Source organism: Corynebacterium amycolatum SK46 (assembly GCF_000173655.1).
GTDB lineage: Bacteria > Actinomycetota > Actinomycetes > Mycobacteriales > Mycobacteriaceae > Corynebacterium > Corynebacterium amycolatum_A.
On the sequence record NZ_ABZU01000008.1, the window covers coordinates 16586 to 36681 of the forward strand.

Annotated in this window: 13 protein-coding genes, 5 tRNA genes and 1 pseudogene; 5 read left to right on the forward strand and 14 right to left on the reverse strand. The window is 61.5% G+C overall.

The window, feature by feature from the left end:
- Nucleotides 1-503 precede the first annotated feature (503 nt).
- Nucleotides 504-2927: pseudogene (locus CORAM0001_RS06395) on the reverse strand (MMPL family transporter); the annotation flags it as partial.
- A 424-nt stretch (nucleotides 2928-3351) separates the two neighbouring features.
- Nucleotides 3352-3442, reverse strand: a tRNA-Ser gene (locus CORAM0001_RS06400).
- A 233-nt stretch (nucleotides 3443-3675) separates the two neighbouring features.
- Between CORAM0001_RS06400 and CORAM0001_RS06405 the strand changes: the two genes are divergently transcribed.
- The gene (locus CORAM0001_RS06405; protein WP_005510907.1) at nucleotides 3676-4656 is read left to right on the forward strand and encodes a diaminopimelate dehydrogenase; all 981 of its coding nucleotides are present in this window, start codon (nucleotides 3676-3678) and stop codon (nucleotides 4654-4656) included.
- A 108-nt stretch (nucleotides 4657-4764) separates the two neighbouring features.
- Here CORAM0001_RS06405 and CORAM0001_RS06410 read toward each other — a convergent pair whose 3' ends face one another.
- From CORAM0001_RS06410 to CORAM0001_RS06420, 3 genes are all read right to left on the reverse strand, one after another.
- On the reverse strand, nucleotides 4765-4953 hold the full coding sequence (locus tag CORAM0001_RS06410; RefSeq protein WP_005510930.1) for a CsbD family protein: 189 nt from the start codon (nucleotides 4951-4953) through the stop codon (nucleotides 4765-4767).
- Between the two features lie 135 nt (nucleotides 4954-5088).
- Nucleotides 5089-5532 (reverse strand): nucleoside deaminase, encoded by a 444-nt coding sequence (locus CORAM0001_RS06415; RefSeq protein ID WP_005510864.1) that lies wholly within the window; start codon nucleotides 5530-5532, stop codon nucleotides 5089-5091.
- A gap of 76 nt (nucleotides 5533-5608) precedes the next feature.
- Nucleotides 5609-6166 carry a tRNA adenosine deaminase-associated protein gene (locus tag CORAM0001_RS06420; protein WP_005510946.1) on the reverse strand — a complete coding sequence of 186 codons (558 nt, stop codon included), beginning with the start codon at nucleotides 6164-6166 and terminating at the stop codon, nucleotides 5609-5611.
- A gap of 38 nt (nucleotides 6167-6204) precedes the next feature.
- Here CORAM0001_RS06420 and CORAM0001_RS06425 point away from each other — a divergent pair, with 38 nt between their 5' ends.
- Nucleotides 6205-7230 carry a prephenate dehydrogenase gene (locus CORAM0001_RS06425; protein WP_005510941.1) on the forward strand — a complete coding sequence of 342 codons (1026 nt, stop codon included), beginning with the start codon at nucleotides 6205-6207 and terminating at the stop codon, nucleotides 7228-7230.
- A 9-nt stretch (nucleotides 7231-7239) separates the two neighbouring features.
- Entirely contained in the window at nucleotides 7240-8088 is an 849-nt protein-coding gene (locus CORAM0001_RS06430; protein WP_005510853.1) for a CoA transferase, read from the forward strand.
- Nucleotides 8089-8138: 50 nt separating this feature from the next.
- On the opposite strand, the gene CORAM0001_RS06435 is transcribed toward CORAM0001_RS06430, so the two are convergent.
- The 5 genes from CORAM0001_RS06435 to CORAM0001_RS06455 form a co-directional block, all read right to left on the reverse strand.
- Complete coding sequence (locus CORAM0001_RS06435; protein ID WP_005510857.1) at nucleotides 8139-9128, reverse strand: LLM class flavin-dependent oxidoreductase; 990 nt, start codon at nucleotides 9126-9128, stop codon at nucleotides 8139-8141.
- Nucleotides 9129-9413: 285 nt separating this feature from the next.
- A tRNA-Arg gene (locus CORAM0001_RS06440) sits at nucleotides 9414-9486 on the reverse strand.
- Nucleotides 9487-9707: 221 nt separating this feature from the next.
- Nucleotides 9708-13367 carry a phosphoribosylformylglycinamidine synthase gene (locus CORAM0001_RS06445; protein WP_005510852.1) on the reverse strand — a complete coding sequence of 1220 codons (3660 nt, stop codon included), beginning with the start codon at nucleotides 13365-13367 and terminating at the stop codon, nucleotides 9708-9710.
- Nucleotides 13368-14003: 636 nt separating this feature from the next.
- Nucleotides 14004-14079, reverse strand: a tRNA-Arg gene (locus CORAM0001_RS06450).
- Between the two features lie 3 nt (nucleotides 14080-14082).
- A tRNA-Ser gene (locus CORAM0001_RS06455) sits at nucleotides 14083-14174 on the reverse strand.
- A gap of 223 nt (nucleotides 14175-14397) precedes the next feature.
- Between CORAM0001_RS06455 and CORAM0001_RS06460 the strand changes: the two genes are divergently transcribed.
- Nucleotides 14398-15537, forward strand: a complete 1140-nt coding sequence (locus CORAM0001_RS06460; RefSeq protein WP_005510951.1) for a histidinol-phosphate transaminase — start codon at nucleotides 14398-14400, stop codon at nucleotides 15535-15537.
- 14 nt (nucleotides 15538-15551) lie between these two features.
- Here the strand turns inward: CORAM0001_RS06460 and CORAM0001_RS06465 are convergent, their stop codons facing one another.
- The 3 genes from CORAM0001_RS06465 to CORAM0001_RS06475 all read right to left on the reverse strand — a co-directional run bounded on the left by CORAM0001_RS06465 (nucleotide 15552) and on the right by CORAM0001_RS06475 (nucleotide 17492).
- Entirely contained in the window at nucleotides 15552-16445 is an 894-nt protein-coding gene (locus tag CORAM0001_RS06465) for a hypothetical protein (protein ID WP_005510917.1), read from the reverse strand.
- Nucleotides 16438-17130 carry a hypothetical protein gene (locus CORAM0001_RS06470; protein WP_081451105.1) on the reverse strand — a complete coding sequence of 231 codons (693 nt, stop codon included), beginning with the start codon at nucleotides 17128-17130 and terminating at the stop codon, nucleotides 16438-16440. Before CORAM0001_RS06470 ends, CORAM0001_RS06465 begins: the two co-directional genes overlap by 8 nt.
- A gap of 277 nt (nucleotides 17131-17407) precedes the next feature.
- Nucleotides 17408-17492 (reverse strand) — tRNA-Ser (locus tag CORAM0001_RS06475).
- A gap of 209 nt (nucleotides 17493-17701) precedes the next feature.
- Here CORAM0001_RS06475 and CORAM0001_RS06480 point away from each other — a divergent pair.
- Nucleotides 17702-18670 carry an NAD(P)H-quinone oxidoreductase gene (locus CORAM0001_RS06480; RefSeq protein ID WP_005510945.1) on the forward strand — a complete coding sequence of 323 codons (969 nt, stop codon included), beginning with the start codon at nucleotides 17702-17704 and terminating at the stop codon, nucleotides 18668-18670.
- A 16-nt stretch (nucleotides 18671-18686) separates the two neighbouring features.
- On the opposite strand, the gene CORAM0001_RS06485 is transcribed toward CORAM0001_RS06480, so the two are convergent.
- Complete coding sequence (locus CORAM0001_RS06485) at nucleotides 18687-19955, reverse strand: aminotransferase class V-fold PLP-dependent enzyme (protein WP_005510967.1); 1269 nt, start codon at nucleotides 19953-19955, stop codon at nucleotides 18687-18689.
- Nucleotides 19956-20096 lie beyond the last annotated feature (141 nt).

Here is a 20096-nt window from a genome sequence, read left to right on the forward strand (position 1 = left end):
TTGTGACGCGGTGCCTCCTCTTGGAAACCCTCGCGTTTCATCAGTTCCGCAACAGTGATCTTCTTCCGCCTGCGAGCCGGGCTGTAGTACGGGCGGACCTCGACGTCCGTGGCATTTTCCGGGTTCGGCTGGGCGTCGGTTGGTTCAGCTGGCTCGGGCTGCATGAGCTGTTCGGTCGGTTCGGTCGGCTCTGCCTGCTCCGGCTGTTCTGCCTGCTCTGGCTGTGCCGGCTGCTCCGGCTCAGCTGGCGCCGTCGGGGCAGACAGTTCGTCCTGCTCGGCCTGGTCAGCGGGTTCAAGCTCCTTCAGCTTTGCCTTCTTCCGCTTCGGAATCCAGCGGTTACGCTTCTTGGTCGCGACAGCCACAGCGGCACCACCAGCCGCGCCCGCTGCGCCAGCATCGACTTCACCATCGACGCTGTCTGCTTCGTCCTCGTCAGCGTCGCCAAAGCCACGCCCAGCGCCTTCGCTTTCGGGCAACAGGGACTCACCGCGAGCCATACGCTCGCGGCGGCCCTTCTCTACCAGCTCCTCGGAAACCTCTTCCAGGGCAGAGCCTTCGACATCCACAGAAGGCAGCACCTTGTCCAGCCACTTCGGCATGTACCAGGTAGCGCGGCCAAGCAGGAACATGGCTGCCGGGATGAAGGTCATGCGGATAACGAAGGCGTCGAAAAGCACTGCGGCACCCAGCGCGAAGCCGAATACCTTGATGATCGCCAGGGGCTGCCCGGCGAACGCCGCGAAGACGGAGATCATAATAATCGCAGCGGCCGTGACCACACGAGCGCCGAGAGTAAAGCCCTCAACGACCGATTCTTCGACCGCGTTGTACTTCGACTCTGGCGAGGATTCACCCTTGTTGTGGGTGTAATGCTCGCGCATGCGGGAAACCAGGAAGACCTGATAGTCCATGGCCAAACCGAACGTCACACCAATGAGGAAGATTGGCACAAAGCTGACCAGCGGACCCGGAGTGCTAATCACACCCCAGAGGCCATCCTGGAAAAATGCCACCGTGACACCGAATGCGGCTGCGACAGAGAGCAAGAAGCCCACGCCGGCAGTTACCGGCACCATCAGGGAACGGAAGATCATCAGCAGCAGAATCACTGCCAGACCCACGACAACGCCCAAGTAGAGCGGCATTGCGCCCTGGAGACGGTCGGTGATGTCAATTTCGATAGGAACCAGGCCAGTGACACCGGTGAATAGGCCGGTGGTTTGCTCAATCTGCTTCTGCTGATCGCGCACCGCGTTCATCAGTTGCTTGGTCGCAGGATCGAGCGGACCCGACTTCGGGGTCATGATCATCTTGACCGCAGTGCCGTCATGATTCAGGCCAATCATCTGGATGTGCTCGACACCGACGTTGGATTTGAACTGGTCGACAGCGTAGCTATAGGAAGCCTTGCGGGCGGCCTCTATGTCAGAGAGTTCCGGGTTGGTCTGCTTCAGGGACTCGATAAGCGGTTTGAGCACCGGAGCATCGGGCTTCACATCGTCCGACTTGGCAATAATGATGAGCTGTGAATTTCGTCCCGCGCCGAAGCCCTCTTCAATCATGGTGATGGCCTTGCGGTTTGTGCTGTCCTTCGCCGCAGTAGAGTCCGACGGCAGCGCCAGCTTCAAGTGCATAGCCGGGTAGGCCAACGCCAACAGCAAGACGATACAGCCGACCAGGAACAATCCTGGGGCCTTGTGCACGAAGGTGACCCAACGGCGCCCCATCGTCATCTCGCCGAAGAAGGAAGAGCGGCGTCCCTTGCGCGCATTACGCGAGGGGTTGCCAGCAACGCCGGGCACGCGGCCAGCGAAGACCTTGTCGCCCAGCAGAGACATAACTGCCGGCAGCAGGGTCAGAGAGACCAGCACTGTGAAGGCCACCGTGATTGCCGCCGAAATACCCATCAGGGACATGAACGGCACCTTGGCCACCGTCAGCGCTGCCAACGCGACGATCACAGTGAGGCCAGCGAAAACCACAGCGGAGCCCGCCGTACCCGTAGCCATGCCGATGGCGTCTTCATTGGTCATCCCTCGGGCTCTTTCTGCCCTGTAGCGAGAGAGGATGAACAGTGCGTAGTCAATACCGACAGCCAGGCCGAACATGACGGCAAGCACCGGGGTAATCGAGTTGACGTCAGTGAATGCGGTCATCAATGTCACACCGAAGACACCGATGATGATGCCCACTACCGCCGTCACAATAGGCAGGAACGAAGCCACCAGCGAGCCGAAGGTGACAACCAGCACGATAAACGCCACGGTCACACCGATAATCTCCGAGGTCGGCGCTACCTCAATCGCGGGCTGCATGCCCGGGCCAGAGGCCTCGACCTTGATACCTGCGTCACGACCGGCCTGCATGGCGTCGAGAAGCGCCTGCATATTCTCCGGCTCGATGTCCTGCGGCATCTTGGCATCGAATACGAAGGTGGAAATACCGTAGCGACCGTCATCGGACACGGTACGCAGGGCATTGGCATCGGCCTCGGCAACATCCTTGGGCAGGCCGGCGGCCATGCCCTGTTCCTTGACCATCGCCTGCATCTTCGGGTTGAGGTCTACCGGGTTGTGAAGCTGCAAATCGTCGGCGATTTGGCCGACATTGTCGCGGATGCCGTTAATGACCTGGTCAACAGCTTCCTTATTCTGTGGGTCATCGAGCCTCTGCCCCTCGGGGGCCTCGAAGGCGACATAAATACGCTGCTCTCGAATTGGGTTCGGAACATCGGGGAACTTTTCCTCAATCACGTGCGAAGCCGTTGCCGACGGCATGCCGGGGATCGAGAACTGGTCGATGAACCCCTTCTGGAATGCGGCAACTGCACCGCCCAGCCCCGCCAAAATCAGGAACCACGCGATGATCACAGTCCATTTATGCAGGTAGGAGAACCTGCCGAGTTTGAACAAGGCCTTTGCCATGTCAAGTTTCCCTTACGTCTAATATTCGCCTGGACCGCCCCAACTGCAGCTTCCCCAAGTTCGCGCTAACCAAGCACTCTCTCGTACTTCACCTGCAGTTTGAAGCCTCTTCGCTACTCCGATGCTAGCGACCACCCCGGATTGGCCAACATCAACTCTGGCGCTGACACGGTCATTGGGGGCGGGCACGACATAAAAACCGGAAATACTTTTGCTAAGAGTAGCGGACTTCCCGGATAAACGTGAACAATGGGGTGTGTGTTACTGATGTTATTTTTGTGATTTAGGCGCTCCAGGTCGGGCGCCTCCCCATTTGCCGCTTTACGACGGACACCTCCCACACTCCCACCGCCCCCAGACAATCTGGGCCGATTAAATGCAAAACCCCCGGTGCTCCTACTTAAAGGAACCACCGGGGGTTTATTGGCGGTGACGGAGGGATTTGAACCCTCGGTACGGGGTTACCGCACAAAGCATTTCGAGTGCTTCACCTTCGGCCGCTCGGACACGTCACCGCTAGAAAACGTTACAGGTAGCCCCTTTATCTACCAAATCCCCAGGTCAGAGGGGCCAGGCCTTCGCCAAGCCGTACGCGCCGCACTACAACCTGCGCCGCCCCAAGCCCGTCAACCCTCCACCGCGCTATTCGGGGTGGCCAACGCCCGCTGAGATATGAAGGAATAGTCTGTAGCTTGAAATCTAGAAACTTAGATACAGAAGTACAGCCGCACAGAAAGGGTTCTCCCTCATGATTCGTTCCGCCATCATCGGCTACGGCAATTTGGGCCGCAGCGTCGAAAAGGTCATTGCTGACCAGCCGGACATGGAACTCGTCGGCGTTTTCTCCCGTCGCGATTCGCTGGACACCGAGGCCCGCGTACTCCCGGCGGCGGATGTCGAAAAGTATAAGGATGAGGTAGACGTGCTGTTCGTGTGCCTCGGCTCGGCCACCGATGTCCCGGAGCAGGCTCCTGACCTGGCAAAGAACTTTACGACGGTCGACACCTACGACAACCACCACGAGATTCCGAAGCACCGCGCGGCCATGGAGGCCGCCGCCCGCGAGGGTAACAACATCGCCATGATCTCGACCGGTTGGGATCCGGGCCTGTTCTCCCTGAACCGGGTCCTGGGCGCTGCCATCCTGCCGGGCGCAGACCAGATGACTTTCTGGGGACCGGGTCTGTCGCAGGGCCACTCCGATGCCGTGCGTCGTGTGCCGGGAGTGAAGAAGGGTGTCCAGTACACCAAGCCGAACCCGGAAGCTATCAAGGCCGTGAAGAAGGGCGAGGGCGCAGACCTGAAGGGCAACGAGTGCCACCTGCGCCACTGCTTCGTCGTCGCTGAAGAGACCGGCAACGCCGACGAGGATGCCAAGCTCAAGGAGCAGATCCGCGAAACCATCGTGACCATGCCGGATTACTTTGCCCCTTACGAGACCATCGTGGACTTCATCTCCGAGGAGGAGTTCGACCGCAACCACCAGGGCATGCCGCACGGTGGCCAGGTCATTACCCGCGGCCAGGCCGGTACGTCCGGTCACGTCATCGAGTTCGGCCTCGACCTGGATCGCAACCCCGACTTCACCGCAGCTGTCCAGGTTGCCTACGGTCGCGCTGCCTACCGTCTGAAGCAGGCTGGCGAGTCCGGTGCCCGTACCGTCTTCGAGATCGCCCCGTACCTACTGTCCGCCGAACCACTGGATGACCTGGTGGCTCAGAAGCTGTAGCCAGCCCCAACGCTGGCAGCCGGCCATCGAAACACAAAGAACCCCAACCGCCTCCGCATATCAGACGCGGAGACGGTTGGGGTTATCTCTACCCGAGAACTAAGCGCTTTACTTGTCAGTCAGCTTGCCCAGGGTCTCAGTAGCCTTGTCCTTCAGGTCCTCAGCACCCTGCTTGACCTTCGAAGCAGCCTGCTCGCCCTTGCCCTGGTTTGCCAGGTCGTCGTTGCCAACGGCGTCGCCAGCAGCTTCCTTAACCTTGCCGCCCAACTCGTCGGCCTTGTTCTGCAGCTCGCTCATTATGTAAGCCTCCTATGTAAACGACTTATCTATTCTCTAGAGCCACCGTCTAGCAGCTCCACTAGTTCCGACGGTACGTGAAAAAGAAGGCCCGTCACGGACACGACGGGAATTGTGACCTAACTGTGACCCCGCTCACGTTCCCGACTGCCGTTGCCGTTCGAAGAATTCCCGCAGGTAAACGGAGCATTCGTCGGCAAGCACACCCCCGCGCACCTGCGGCGTGAATGCGTGGGCGGGATCACGGATGACATCGGCGATAGAGCCGCACGCGCCGGTCTTGGGCGACCACGCGCCGAAGACCACACGCCCCACGCGCCCCATGACGCACGCACCGGCGCACATCACGCACGGCTCCAGCGTCACGACCAACGTGCACTGCTCCAGCCGCCAGCCGTCACCAACAGCGCGGGTGGCCTCGCGCAACGCAATGACTTCGGCGTGGGCAAGCGGGTCACCATCAGCTTCCCGACGGTTCGAGCCCCGGCCCACAACCTTGCCCTCGGCATCCACGACCACAGCTCCCACCGGCACATCCCCGGGTGCCGTGTGAGCAGCTTCGGCGATAGCCAGGCGCATCCACTCTTCGTCGAGAATGTCCTGTTTTCGACGGGGCAGGGCGCTTGGCCGCTCGGGCAAATGACCTTTGTCAGGGTTAGTCGTCATAGGGGTCGTAGTCATCATCGTCGCCGTCGTAGTCCAGGTCGGCGACATCGGCGAGCTCCTCGGCACACCCCAACTCCTCGGCAATGGCCAGAAGCTGCTCGGACGCCCACAGCGACTGATCGTCACAGATGGACTCCAGGGCTTCCTCCGAACAGCCCAGGTCAGCGAGGATATCCATGTCTCCTTCGGCCCAGGCGTCGACATCGTCGAGCTCGTCCTCGTCGAGGTCGGGGATATCCAGATCCAGCTCGTCGAACACATCTGCCGCAATGTCATCGGTCACGGCAGCGGTAGCGTCGGAAAGCACAACGCGCAGCGACCCAACGCCCTGGCGCACAAGAATGAAGTAGTCGTCGTCGATATTGAGCATTCCGACAGCAGCGCGTTCCGAACGCAGATTGCGCAGCGCCTGTGCGGCATCAGCGAGGGAATCGGTGGCGTCGTCCCCGAGGTCGACGACGCGCCAACCGCGCTCCCCCATAGTTACGGCAACCGCGAAGGAGCGGTCGTCATCGGAGGTGTACCCTCCGGAAAAGGTCGTGCTCATAACCCACAACGCTAGTCGCTGTATGTCATGCTTGTCAGGTGAGCAATTTCGAGTCCCCCTCCCCTGCTTCGTCCTCCCTGTCAGCTGCACAACTACCCGCGGTATGCATCCTCGGTTTGGGCCTCATCGGTGGCTCCATGATGCGCGACCTGCGGGCCCATAACGTCGAATGCTTCGGTTGGAATCGCTCGTCCACGACGGTCGAGGAGGCCACGAAGGAGGGATTCGACGCCAGTACAAATCTTCAAGCCACGCTCGAACGTGCTGAGGCCAGCCGCGCGCTCATCGTGATCGGCACCCCCATGACGGCCGTCGGCACAATGCTGGATGCCATCAACGAGCACGCCCCCAGCTGTGGCATCACGGATGTGGTCTCCGTGAAGGCGGCCGTCGCCGCCGAGGTCTCCGCGCGCGGGATGGAGGAACGCTTCGTCGGCGCGCACCCAATGGCGGGTTCCGCGCAGGCGGGCTGGTCCGCCACGCTCGAAGGGCTTTTCGACGGCGCCCCCTGGGTCATCACCTACGACCTGGCAGCTGCTGCCGACGCTGCGGGAAAGCCCGTCCCGGAGCGCTGGATTGAGGTCTTTTCGCAGGTCGCCAACCTGGGAGCAGCTCTTGGCAGTCAGCTCATTCCAGCGCTGAGCGATCACCACGATGCCAGCGTCGCCCGCATCTCCCACATGCCACACCTGGCGGCCTACGCAATTGCCGCCGCTGGGGAAGCCGGTGGCCCCCTGGCCATTTCGCTTGCAGCTGGCTCTTTCCGCGACTGCACTCGCGTCGCCGCTGCCGCTCCCGACATGGTCATGTCCTGGTGTGAGAACAACACCGAACCCGTGCTCGCCGCGCTTGACGACGTGATCGAGCGCCTCACCGCCGCGCGCACCCAGTTGGCCACCGAGGGAACCGCTATGGACCTGGCCAAAATCGGCCAGATTGCCCGTGTTCGCTACGAGGCCCGCCCCGCTCACCGCCCGATTTTCCGACTGCGCGTCGGCGAGGGCGATTGGATCAACCAGTTGAAGTTGGCCGAAAGCGTCGGCGGGCAGGTAGATGTGTTCTAGTGTGGAACTATGTTTTCCCCCGAGCTGCACACCAGCCTCGCAGGCATCACTGTCGTCAACTTCGCCATTAACGTTCCGGGGCCACTGGCCGCTCAGTACTTGGGTCGGCTAGGTGCCCGGGTGATTAAGGTCGAACCACCCACAGGCGACCCCCTCGGTGCCTTCGGCCGCCCCTGGTATGAAGCTATGTCCGCAGGTCACGAGATTATCCAGGCGGACCTAAAGAGCGATGAGGGCCGCGCACAGCTGAGCTCGCTGATCGATGAGGCCGATGTGGTCATCACCTCGGTTCGCCCCTCCGCGCTGGAGCGCATGGGTCTGGCGGGGCTCCACGAACGCCCGAATGGCCCGGTGCATATTGACATCGTCGGTGACACCGACGCTCCAGAAACACCTGGCCATGACCTGACTTACCAGGCGGAGGCCGGAACCCTCACGCCTCCAGCCATGCCGTCGGTGTTGTTGGGCGACATCCTGGGCGCACACTTGGCGGTCACCGCTGCCCTTGCCGGGTTGATTAAGCGGGCGGGTGCGGGTGTGGACGTCGTAAAGCAGCCTGGCCTGCACTGCCGCATTGGCCTGAAGCAGGCGGGCGAGGCCGGGGCCGCGCCGCTGAAGTACGGCATGACGGCACCCGGCGGACTACTCGGTGGCGGCCTGTGGACGTATGGTCTCTACCCCAGCGCCGACGGTTATGTGGCCGTGGCGGCGCTGGAGCCGCACTTTGCCGCCGCCCTGACCGAGGCCACGGGGGCGAGTAGCCGCGAGGAGCTTGCAGCCTTCCTCGGCGAGCGCACCAACGCCGAAATCATGCAGCTTGCCAGCGAAAAGGCGCTGCCGCTGGCTGCGGTGGAGTAAGCGGGTCAGTTTAAGGCCGCGCGCATCGGGGGCACCGGGGGCCTGGAGCCTTACGCGGTCAGTCCTGCGGCCTCTGCGGTGAGTTCCACCGAACGCAGTCGGTCAGGAACCTTCAGCGATTGATGAGCCACAATCAGCTCATCCGCCGTCGAGAACTCACCGAACTGCGCAATCTGCTCACGCACCTGCGCCACCGTGCCGACCGCCGTGTGACGGAACATATTCTGCACCTGACGCCCCTGCGGAGTATCCATCAGAATCTCCGCCTCATCGTCGGTGAGGTGATGCCCACCGCGGCTGAGGAACCGCCTGACCATGTTCCTGCGGGTAGCGAAGTACTGCTGCTGCGCGTCCTCTTCGCTTTCCGACGCAATGACATTCATGGCCGCAAAAGCGTACGGCTTATCCAGCTGCTCAGAGGGCCGGAACTGCTCGCGGTAGACCGCGATCGCATCGAGGAGTGCGTCCGGCGCGAAGTGCGAAGCAAATGCGTACGGCAAGCCGAGCGCCGCTGCGAGCTGAGCACCAAAGAGCGAGGAGCCCAGGATGTACAGCGGCACATGGGTGCCGCGACCCGGAATTGCGTTGATGCCCTTAATCAGCGACTCATCGGAGAGGTAACCGCGCAACTCCTGCACATCCTGCGGGAAGGAATCGGAAGAGCGCGGGTCACGCCGCAGCGCACGCATAGTGGCCTGGTCCGTGCCCGGCGCGCGACCAAGCCCCAGCTCAATGCGATCCGGGTACAGATTCGCGAGCGTGCCGAACTGCTCCGCAACCGTCAGCGGTGCATGATTCGGCAGCATGACGCCACCAGAGCCGAGGGTGATGCTCTCGGTTTTTGCAGCCACGGCTGCGATAAGAACTGCCGGCGACGAGGACGCGATGGAGTTCATATTATGGTGCTCTGCGTACCAAATACGCTGATAACCAGCCTTTTCCGCTGTCTGCGCCAAATTGATGGAGCCCTGTAGGGCGTCGGCGTGGGACTGTCCCGAGGCTACGGTAGCTAGGTCAAGAATGGACTCAGTACGAATCATGGTTCCACAGTGTAGACCGTTAGGCGGATATTGCGAGTTTGAGATGCTTCGAATACTAAGGCGCTGGGGTTTGGGGTTTGGGGTTTGCGGATGCGGGTGGCTCGTGGGTGGTGTTCACTCATCGATGAGGTATTCACATATCGATGAGCTATAGCCTGGCCACAAGTGAATAGCTCATCGACATGAGCGCAGGCAGTGCCAATACCGCGCGCATAAGTGCCGGAAAACCATCGATAAGTCGGGCAGACAAAAAGACCCGCACCTTATCGGTGCGGGTCTGCATTGTGCGCCCGAAGGGATTCGAACCCCTAACCTTCTGATCCGTAGTCAGATGCTCTATCCGTTGAGCTACGGGCGCATTTTGTTGTTATTCAGTGACTCCGGGTGACTCCCTTGGCCCCTGCAACGAATAGATACTTTACTCATCCTGCGAAGTTTTACAAAATCCGCTGTTCAGAGACGCATTCCGGGCAATCCAGAAAGAGTCTTATGCTGCAACTGCGCCACCCGCTATCGCTGCGGGTGGCAGCGTTAGCTGTGTGCGGCGGAGGCTATCCGCCGCACAGCACCAGGCCAGTTCTACTCGCCGCGGACCCAGCGGACAGCGTTGCCGAAGATGTCCTGCTCACCAATGCCCGGAATGTTGCGCATCAGGCCCTCGCGGAAACGCTCTGGGTGGCCCATCTTGCCCAGAATCCTGCCGTCAGCACTGACAATGCCCTCAATGGCGTAGGAGGAACCGTTCGGGTTGGCTGGCGCTGTCATCGTCGGCACGCCGTCGGCATCGACGTACTGGAAAGCGACCTGACCGGCTTCGAACAGGCGGCGGGCCTCGTCCTCGGAAACCACAAAACGGCCCTCACCGTGAGAAACCGGCATGAGGTGGGTCTGGCCTGGCTTGAAGCCACGCAGCCACGGGGAATCCACGGTCGCGACGCGAGTGGTAGCGATACGCGAAACGTGACGCAGCTGGCGGTTGTGGGCCAGGGTCGGCGAGTCCTCGCGGAGCTGCGCCGGGTCGCCGTACGGCAGGAAGCCGGACTTGACCAGCGCCTGGAAACCGTTACAAATACCGAGCACAAGACCATTGCCGGCCACGAATTCCTTGACGGCGGCTGCGACGTCGTCGGAACGCAGGAACGCGGCGATGAACTTGGCGGATCCGTCCGGCTCGTCACCCAGGGAGAAGCCACCGGAGAATGCCAGGATGTCGGCGTCCTGAAGCTTCTCGATAAACACCTTCGTATCCTCCGCCAGCATCGCCGGGGTCAGATTGCGGATCACGTGGAACTCGTAGGTAGCGCCCGCTGCGGCGAATGCCTCGGCCATGTCGTACTCGGAGTTGGTACCCGGGAAGACCGGCAGCAGCACGTGGACATCCTTCTTCCCCGGGCTCTGCAGGGCGGTCTCGGTGGCACTGACCTGGGTAGCGAACTCCGGCAGGGCCTCGCCCTCATCGTCATTGAGCGGGAAGACCTCACGGTAACCGGACTCCATTGCCTCCAGGGCCTCGGCGACAGTGAAGGACTCCTCACCGAATCGCAGCGTGCCCGACTCGTCGGCGGTACCAATCTTCACAGCACCCTCAACGACCCCATCAACAACCTGACCAGCCGGAACAGCGACGACAATGGAGCCCAGCGGAGCCTCCGGAAGGGATGCCTCCAGGACCACGCCCAGGCCCACGCCATTGCCCACAGCCATGTTCACCAAGGTCGCAGCCAAATCTGCATTGGCAACAGCCGAGGCCGCAGCCGGACGCAGCTCGCGCACAGCAGCAAACAGTTCGTTGAGCTGCTCGTAGTTCGGTTCCCCTGACCCGAGCGGCTTGTGCGCAAACAGGTAGAGGTCGAAGTTACCGGCCGGGATTGCAGCGGACACGGCATCGGTCTCGTCCATCGCGGCAACTGCGAAGGTCACCAGGGTCGCCGGCACGTGCAGGTCCTCACCGTAGGTGCCGGACATGGAGTCCTTACCGCCAATAGCCGCAACCTGGAAGCCGTCCTGAGCCTCGAGCAGGCCGAGCAGAGCCTGCGTAACCTCGCCCCAGCGCTGCGGGTCCTGGTCCAGGCGCTGGAAGTATTCCTGCACACTCAGCCAGGCGCCGCGCGGATCGCCACCGGCCGCTGCGAGCTTGGCCAGAGCCTCCACGACGGAGTAGGAACCCATGAGGTACGGGGACTCGTCGGCAAGCGATGGCGAGTAACCCCAGGTCATGACGGACGCGGTGCTCGTCCCGCCATCGACCGGCAGCGTCTGGATCGACGCCTGCTCGTCGGTCTTCTGCGCCGCACCGCCGTACGGCATGAGCACGGTGGAGCGGCCGACGGTCGAGTCGAACTGCTCGATCATGCCCTCCTGGGAGCCCGCCGTCGCCGCACGCAGCGACTCCAGCACGCTCGTCGGGGCCTGCTTCACGACGCCGCCCTCCGCGGCAACCATCTCGACGTCCTGGGCGCGGTCAGCACCGTTGGTGTCAATGAATTCACGGGAGAGATCGAATACGACCTCGTCGCCCATGAACATCCGCAGACGACCGGTGTCGGTGATGTCGGCCAGCGCGACGGCCTCGATGTTCTCTTCGGCAGCGGCGGCGATGATGAAGTCGGCGTCCTCCGGGCGCACGACCAGCGCCATGCGCTCCTGGGACTCGGAAATCGCAATCTCGCGGGCATTCAGACCGGCGTACTTCAGCGGCACACGCTCGAGGTGAATGTCGATGGAATCAGCCAGCTCACCGACCGCAACGGACACGCCACCAGCACCAAAGTCATTACAGCGGACAATCTTGGTGGCGACGTCCTCGCGGCGGAACAGGCGCTGAATCTTGCGCTCGTTGACCGGGTTACCCTTCTGCACCTCGGCGCCGGAGCGGCCCAGCGAGTCCTCATCATGGGCCTTCGACGAACCGGTCGCACCGCCGACGCCATCACGGCCAGTGCGGCCGCCGAGCATGATCACGACATCGCCCGGCGCAGGTTCGAGGCGCTTGACGTTGTCCGCCGGAACAGCGGCGACGACGGCACCGAGTTCCATTCGCTTGGCGACGTATCCCGGGTGGACCAGCTCGCGCACACCGGTGGTGGCCAGACCGATTTGGTTGCCGTAGGAGGAGTAGCCAGCTGCGGCACGAGAGGAAATATCGCGCTGCGGCAGCTTGCCCTCGAGGGTCTGCTCGCGCGGAGTGTTGATGTCACCTGCGCCGGACAGACGCATGGCCTGGTAGACCCAGGAGCGACCTGACAGCGGATCGCGAATCGCGCCACCTAGACAGGTGGAGGCACCACCGAAGGGCTCGATTTCGGTCGGGTGGTTGTGGGTCTCGTTCTTGAACATGAGGAGCCACTTGCGGTCGTCACCCTCGACGTCGACGTAGACAGAGCAGGCGTTGATTTCCTCGGAAACTTCCTGGTCATCCATAACGCCCGTGCGACGCAGTTCGCGGCCCATGATGGTGCCCATGTCCATCAGGGTGCGTGGCTTGTGAGTACGACCGTTGAGCTCACGCAATTCGTCGTAGCGACGCAGCGCGCGATCCAACTGCGCGGCAAAGCGCGGCTCGTTGTTCTCGATGGAGGTCAGCTCGGTGTTGAAGGTGGTGTGGCGGCAGTGGTCCGACCAGTAGGTATCCAGCGCGGACAGCTCCACCTCGGTCGGAGTGCGCCCCTCGGAGCGGAAGTAATCCTGGATGGTCTTCAGGTCGGCCAGCGACATGGCCATACCATCGGATGCGAGCAGCTCGGCCAGGCCCTCGTCATCCAGCTCGGTGAAGCCCGGGTACTCCTTCAGCGGCTCAATCTCGCCCATGCTCGGACGGCGCAGGACGCTCAGGTTCTTCTCCCCCGACTCGACCGGGTTAATGAGGAAGGAGCGCACAGCGTCATTCACCGGAGCGTCGAAAACATACAGTGTTGCCGAGGTGATCTGCGCCTGCGTTTCCGGACGGAGCAGGCGCAGGGCCTGCTCTGCGGCATCGGCGCGCTGGTCGTACTGGCCAGGAAGCGGCTCGACAGCAAGGTAGTTCCCCAGCTCGGCGGGGGCCGGGAGCTCGGCCAGCTCGTCGACACGCGAATCAGCAACTACCGACTCGCGCAGCGCGACGAGATCCTCCTCCGTCGCATCGAAAGCATCGTAGAGATAGTAGATTGCCACCTCGCCGTCCTGGCCGATCGAGGACAGCAGCGTAGCTTCCTCATTGCGGAACTCGGGCTTACGGCGAACGGCTAGACGGGCGTCCATCAAGGCTCCTATCGAAATACGGGGAGGGCAACCGGGGTCTAAGTCTATTGCAACTGTTCAGGATAGGAAAATGTCCCCCGGAGTGCGAGGGGCGCGAGGCGGCGCGGGGCGGCGCGGGACGGAAGCCCCGATTGACCAAGTACAAGGCCAGGCTAATCGGATTCGGCCGGGCAAAGGCTGCGCGGGGGTGTTGGAGGTACGGCCGTGGCGGCTCAGGGAGGCGGCGAGTCGGGCGGCAGGTCCGGGTTGGTGCCTGTTGTTGCACGTTGCTACCTGTTGCTGCGCGTTGCTGAAGCAAGGGAGCTGGTTCGTTGTCTTATCGATGCATAGTTCACCCATCGATTCGCTATAGCCTGGCCACAAGTGAACAGCGCATCGACAAGTGCACACGTAGCACCCACAGCGCGCGCATAAGTGGCGCAAAACCATCGACAGGTCACGAGAAACCATCGATAAGTGACCGAACCCTGGCCACAAGTGAAGGACCGCGCTGCCCCGCCCCGCGCTGCCCCGCCCCGCAATGCCCCGGCTCGCGCTGCCCCGCCCCGCAATGCCCCGGCTCGCGCTGCAATGCCAGGTAATAAATGCCAGGTAATAAAAACAAAAAGACCCGCACCTATAAAGTGCGGGTCTACATGGTGCGCCCGAAGGGATTCGAACCCCTAACCTTCTGATCCGTAGTCAGATGCTCTATCCGTTGAGCTACGGGCGCGTGTGGCGGAGGCGAGAGGATTCGAACCTCCGGCCCGTCGCAAGACAGGCAACTCCTTAGCAGGGAGCCCCATTCGGCCGCTCTGGCACGCCTCCAAAACCACTGGCATCAATCCCGCTTCAGCAAGGCTGTTCGCCATTGCGTGGACGAGACCAAATAACCGCAGCCAATCCTACAGAACACAAGAATTGAAAAGCAAAACACCCGCGGAGCCACCAATAATGGCGCCAATAGTGGCACCACAAATAGCGACCATACCTTGGGATTTTGCGGAGATTCTGTACTGCCCAATCCGGACCATGTTCTACAGTTAGGCCTATGACCAACGATGCATCTTCAGTTCAGCCAAAAACCCGCGCCGACCTCGAGCAGGTTCCGGCCTATGTCCCGGGCAAGGCTGTGCCCGGCGCGCTGAAGATCGCGTCCAATGAAATGGCCCAACCGCCACTGCCCTCGGTGGTGAAGGCCATCTCGCAGACCATCGCTGACCCAACCACCAGCCCGAACCGCTACCCGGACATGGGCGCGGTTGACCTGCGCATTAAGCTCGGCGAGCACCTGGGTCTACCCATGGAGCAGGTCGCGGTCGGCTGCGGCTCCTCCGCTCTGTGCCTGCAGCTCGTGCAGGCCACCTGCACGGATGGGGATGAGGTCGTGTTCCCGTGGCGCAGCTTCGAGGCCTACCCCATTCTCGCTCGCGTCGCCGGGGCTACTCCGGTGCCGGTGCCGCTGGATGCGCAGGGTCGCAATGACCTCTCAGCAATGGCTGCCGCGATCACCGACCGCACACGTCTGGTTTTCGTCTGTAATCCCAACAACCCAACGGGCACGACCATCACTCGCGAGGCATTCGCGGAGTTTATGGCGCAGGTTCCGGGCGATGTTGTAGTCGCTCTCGACGAGGCCTACATCGAGCTGGTGGACGAGGCCACTCATGCCGCCACCCCGTTGGCGCATGAGTTGCTGGATACCTACCCCAACCTGGTCGGTTTGCGCACATTCTCCAAGGTCTACGGTTTGGCCGGGCTTCGTGTGGGCTACATGTTCGGTCCGGAGAAGCTTGTGGAGGCCGTGAATAAAGTCGCCATCCCCTTCTCTGTGAACACCCTCGCGCAGATCGCCGCGCTCGCGTCGCTGGACGCGCAAGAGGAGCTCTCCGCACGCATCGCTGAGGTCCGTGCACAGCGCGTCGCTGTCACCGAGGCCATCAATGCCGCCACCGGCCGCGAGACGGTGCTGCCGAACTCGCAGGCCAACTTCATTTGGATTGACGAGGGTCGGATCGCGGATCTCTCATTGCTTGACGACGTCTCGGTGGCCACCACCACGGATCTCGGTGACTTCCTGGCGCAGCGCAACATTCTCATCCGCTGCTTTGCCGGCGAAGGTGCTCGTATCACCATCACTACTGAGGAAGAGACCTCGCAGCTGCTGGCTGCGCTCGGGATCGAGCGCTAACAGCTATCGCTCAGCTAGCAGCTACCGGCGCGGCCGGTGGTCGCGCCACCGCTGCGCTCAATCGCCTTTGCGATGCGGTCAAGCATTTGCTGGCCGGTCTCATAGGTGCCGTCGTCAGGCTGGGCTGCGATAGCGACACCAACGAAGGTGCCCGGCTTCTTGCCCGGCAGATAGCCGAACTGCCGCACAAGGTAGACGCCTTCATCATCTGGGCCCCAACCACCCTTGAAGTGGGCGCCGCGGATGTGTCCGAGGCCGTAGGACTGCTCGTCGGCAATCTGCCCCATGAGGTCAGCGACCTTTGGGCCCGCCTCGATGCACTGCAAATTGGCGCCGAAAACGGCTTGGTCGCGCAAATCCCACTGTGTCTGCCCGAAGACGGTGTATTCCGCGCGGATGCGGTCAGTGCCCATGACGGTGCGGGTGTCGTGGCCCTCTCGGAGAATCTCGTCGGTGGTCGCGCCAGCGGTCGCATCATCGCCCAGGGAGTACCACATGGACTCAGCCGCATCGTTATCGGAAACCGTGATTGCAGATTCCACCTGCGCATCCACGCCCGATTGGCGCACATAAGCCACCGCAATCGGCACCTTGGAGGTAGACCAGGCCGGACCCGTTTTGAAGTCACCCGTGGAAACCACTTCGGAATCCTTATCCGGCGTTGCCAGAGCGGCGCCGGCCAAACCACCGAGTTCCTTTTGCGCGGACTTCACGGCCTCGACAACTTCGCGAGGCATTTCACCGGGCACAACTTTCCCGTCGGAGGATGCGCCGCCGGGGCCGTCGTCAAGCGAATTGGACAGCGTCGGCGATGGCATGTCCGCCGAGTCGGTGCCGATGGTGCAGGCGCTCAGGCCGAGCGTGACGACGGCGGTTGCGGCCAGAGCTACTCGGAGACGTTTAGACAATGTGCACCGTCGCATTCGTACCGCCAGTGCAAGTGACAACCTCACCGTTATCGCGGCAGGTCATGGTGTAAGTCTTGCCAGTTGTTGGGCTGCTAGCGGTGACAGTACCGTTGAGCTTCTTCGTAAGTTGATACTGCTCAACGAAGGAATTGCGCACGTTGGTGGCAAACTGACAGGTCGTCGTGTTACCGCCGACATCTTCTGCATATACCAAGTTCAAATCACCCGGATCTCCTGAGCCGGAGCAGTGACGCCAATTCGATGGCGGCTGGAACCCTTCAGCGCGACGCTTTTGCTCAGCGGTCGACGAGGTGGAGGAATCCTCAGCACTAGCAGACTGAACCGACTGGGACGAGTTGCTGTCGGCCGAATTCGCTCCCTTCGAATCGGAGAAGTAGAAGTAAGCCATTGCGCCGACTAAGAGAGCGACCGCAACGAGTGCTAGGACAATAACCGCGATGGTCAGCCCCTTGTTGTCATTGCGCGGCGCGGCAGCCGGACCAGCTTGCGGACCTGGAACATAGGGGGCGGGGCGGTATGGTTCAGGCTGCTCCCGCTGTGCCCCATCCACAGCGCTCCACGCATTTGCCGGCGTATCTGCGGAGGGTTGATCATCTGACGTGTACGGATTTATGCTCCACTCACCGAACGAGTCGTCCGAGTGGTTGCTCCGATTCGTTGCCATTGTTCGACCTTTTCCCTCAATACCGTCCGCCAGTATGACGCAGGGTTTGTATTACAGCAAGACCGAGCTTACCGGTTTTGGCAATTCGCCCGTATTGTTTCAGGCCACAGTACACATTGGCCGACGCAATTAAATTACCTCCGTAAAATTACGTGTGGCAGATTTCGGACACACGACCCCCCGACCACATGCGACCGGGGGTTTACGTTCTGTAACTCGCCCTTTTAAGAGAAATGAAGAAACCCCCGGTAGAACAACTACCGAGGGTTTCTATCTGCGGAAGCAGGGGGATTTGAACCCCCGGAGGTGTGACCCTCGCTGGTTTTCAAGACCAGTGCATTCGGCCGCTCTGCCATACTTCCAACGCCAACATCATAACCGCATACCGCCGTAAGGCAGCAAACGCCCTCATAGCACCCCTTGCCAGCACCTTTCGCTAAACCTTTCACTAGCCCCTCTTCCCAAACCACACCCCAAGCATCCACCTCTACAGACATAACTATTTTTGCTAATTGCAAAAGAGCTTGAAATACCGCGTGCATAACCAGTTTTTGCATTACCTTTGAAGACTATGAAGGCAATCATTCAGACTGATCTTTCCAACCCCCGCGCCCTGGAATGGGCCGATGCTCCGGAACCGACTCTCGAGGATGGGCAGGTGCTGGTCAAGGTCAAGGCCGCTGGCGTAAATCGCGCTGACCTGCTGCAGGCCGCTGGCCACTACCCGCCACCGAAAGGCGTGACCGACACCCTCGGCCTGGAGTGCGCGGGTGTCATTGAAGAGGTCAAGGGTGACTCTCAGGGCTGGAAGGTCGGCGACGAGGTCTGCTGCCTTCTCTCCGGTGGCGCTTACGCCGAAAAGGTCGCAGTCCCGGCCGGCCAGATTCTCCCCCTGTCACATGGCTACTCCTTCACCGAGGCCGCATCCATCGTCGAGGTTGCCTGCACGGTGTTCTCGAATGTCGTGATGATTGCCGGCCTAAAGGAAGGCGACCTGCTGCTGGTCCACGGTGGCGCGGGAGGCATCGGCACTTTCGCTATTCAGATGGCCAAGCGACTCGGCGCTCGCGTCGCAGTCACCGCCGGTTCAGCGGAGAAGCTGGCTAAGTGCAAGGAGCTCGGCGCCGACATCCTCATCAACTACAAGGAAGAGGACTTCGCGGAAATCGTTGCAGCTGAAGGCGGCGCCAATGTCATTCTGGACATCATGGGCGCAAAGTACCTCGACCGAAACGTCAAGGCTCTGGCGAAGGACGGCCACCTGGTCATCATCGGCATGCAGGGCGGCGTTAAGGGCGAGCTCAACATCGGCCGCCTGCTGAGCAAGCGCGGCTCCATTACCGCCACCGGCCTGCGCTACCGCGATCTCGCTGACAAGGCTCGCATCGTCAACGCCACAGAGGACACCATCTGGCCAATGCTTGCCGACGGCACCGTCACCCCTCAAATTCATGAGGTCATGGATATGCGCGACGCAGCCAAGGCCCACGAGCTGCTCGACAGCGGCGCGGTCAGCGGCAAGATTGTGCTGACCGTCTAGTTAGTTGGCTGCCTAGCTAACCGAGCGAGGCAACTGCGCGCACGAGCTGGTCAATGTCGTGCGGCGTGTTGAACGGCTGGAGGCCAACTCCCACGGCGCCTCCAGCCTCATCGATGCCCATGGCCTCCAGCAGTGGCGATTCATATGCATCAACAATGCTGGTCACGAGGCCATTATCCAGCAGCCTGTCCACGACCACCTTCGCCGACACTCCATCAACGAGGAAGCTAACACGCGGAATGTGCTGTGCTCGCGACACACTCGCGAAAGAATCATCTTCGGTATCCATGCCGATGATGTACACCCGCGGCAGGGTCATCAACGCCGCAATCAGGCGTTCCGACAACGTCGTCAAGTAGCGAGAAACCTGCGGCATCGCCGTTTCAATGCGATGCCTACGCGACCCCCTCGCCGTGCTATCCAGCGATGCCAGGTGCAGCACCGATTCCGACACCCCGCCGAGCAGTGCCGGCGATACCGGGGAAACCTCAATCCGCTCAACGCCGCGCGCATTCGGCACATAGCTTAACGACGTCATGCGCTCGAACATCTCGGGATCTCTGAACACCAAAGCCGCGACCTCAGGCCCGCCCAGCACAGAGGCATCAACCAGCATGATGTCGGCGCCCAGCTTGCTCATCGACACATCAAGGTAGGCGACAATATCCGAGGCGTCGACCAACACCCAGGCGTTAGAGTGCTCATGCACCCGCCGAGAAATGTCAGCTACCGGGGCAATGGTGCCAACGAACGGATCCGCGGCCGGGACGACAACGAGGCGAGTGTGCTCGTCCACAAGTTCGTCGAACTGCCAGGACGGCAACGTGCCCGAGGACAAGTCGGCCTCAGCAATCCGGACTTGAGCTCCGTAGAGATTGGCTGCCCGGCGTAGTGGTGCGTGTATGACCTGCGAACCGATGCGAGAAATCACCAGGTTAGAGCCGAGCGTCAAGCGTCGACTCATTGCGGACGTGAACTGCTCCATGAGCACCTCACGCGAAGATCCCAGCACCACACCGGCGACCGGGCCACCAGTGAGGTCCGCAAAAGCCCGGCGCGCACTGGCGGTTAGTTCCGCTGCAGCGGGAACGCCCGAGCTGCGCGACTGGCCATGAGCCCCTGCCCCAGTCTCACCGGGAAGGGACTTCTGCGCATTGCGAAATGCAGAAATCATCGCAGCCTGGACACGCTCGGGCACCTGGGTGCGTTGACCCGCATTGAGGTATGTCCACCCGTCGGAAAGCGACGAGTAAGCACCCCTGGTTGTCGGCACATCGAAGGCCATGAAAACCCTTTCCCGGTTTTGAATTCAAGCTGCGATATCTATTTCAGAGTTAACTCTGCAATCACCCACGAATCGAGCGTCCATGCCTCGAACCGTGTATCGCTTGCACATCTTAGTTGGAGCCAATTCTATCGAAGCAAC

What these genes read in the sequence shown, in the direction of transcription:
- CORAM0001_RS06415 (WP_005510864.1), bottom strand. Translation starts at nt 5,532, where the DNA reads ATGCGCCTGGCTATCGCCGAAGCTGCTCACACGGCACCCGGGGATGTG.
- CORAM0001_RS06480 (WP_005510945.1), top strand. Translation starts at nt 17,702, where the DNA reads ATGAAGGCAATCATTCAGACTGATCTTTCCAACCCCCGCGCCCTGGAA.
- CORAM0001_RS06435 (WP_005510857.1), bottom strand. Translation starts at nt 9,128, where the DNA reads ATGATTCGTACTGAGTCCATTCTTGACCTAGCTACCGTAGCCTCGGGA.
- CORAM0001_RS06470 (WP_081451105.1), bottom strand. Translation starts at nt 17,130, where the DNA reads ATGGCAACGAATCGGAGCAACCACTCGGACGACTCGTTCGGTGAGTGG.
- CORAM0001_RS06430 (WP_005510853.1), top strand. Translation starts at nt 7,240, where the DNA reads ATGTTTTCCCCCGAGCTGCACACCAGCCTCGCAGGCATCACTGTCGTC.
- CORAM0001_RS06460 (WP_005510951.1), top strand. Translation starts at nt 14,398, where the DNA reads ATGACCAACGATGCATCTTCAGTTCAGCCAAAAACCCGCGCCGACCTC.
- CORAM0001_RS06405 (WP_005510907.1), top strand. Translation starts at nt 3,676, where the DNA reads ATGATTCGTTCCGCCATCATCGGCTACGGCAATTTGGGCCGCAGCGTC.
- CORAM0001_RS06485 (WP_005510967.1), bottom strand. Translation starts at nt 19,955, where the DNA reads ATGGCCTTCGATGTGCCGACAACCAGGGGTGCTTACTCGTCGCTTTCC.
- CORAM0001_RS06445 (WP_005510852.1), bottom strand. Translation starts at nt 13,367, where the DNA reads ATGGACGCCCGTCTAGCCGTTCGCCGTAAGCCCGAGTTCCGCAATGAG.
- CORAM0001_RS06410 (WP_005510930.1), bottom strand. Translation starts at nt 4,953, where the DNA reads ATGAGCGAGCTGCAGAACAAGGCCGACGAGTTGGGCGGCAAGGTTAAG.
- CORAM0001_RS06420 (WP_005510946.1), bottom strand. Translation starts at nt 6,166, where the DNA reads ATGAGCACGACCTTTTCCGGAGGGTACACCTCCGATGACGACCGCTCC.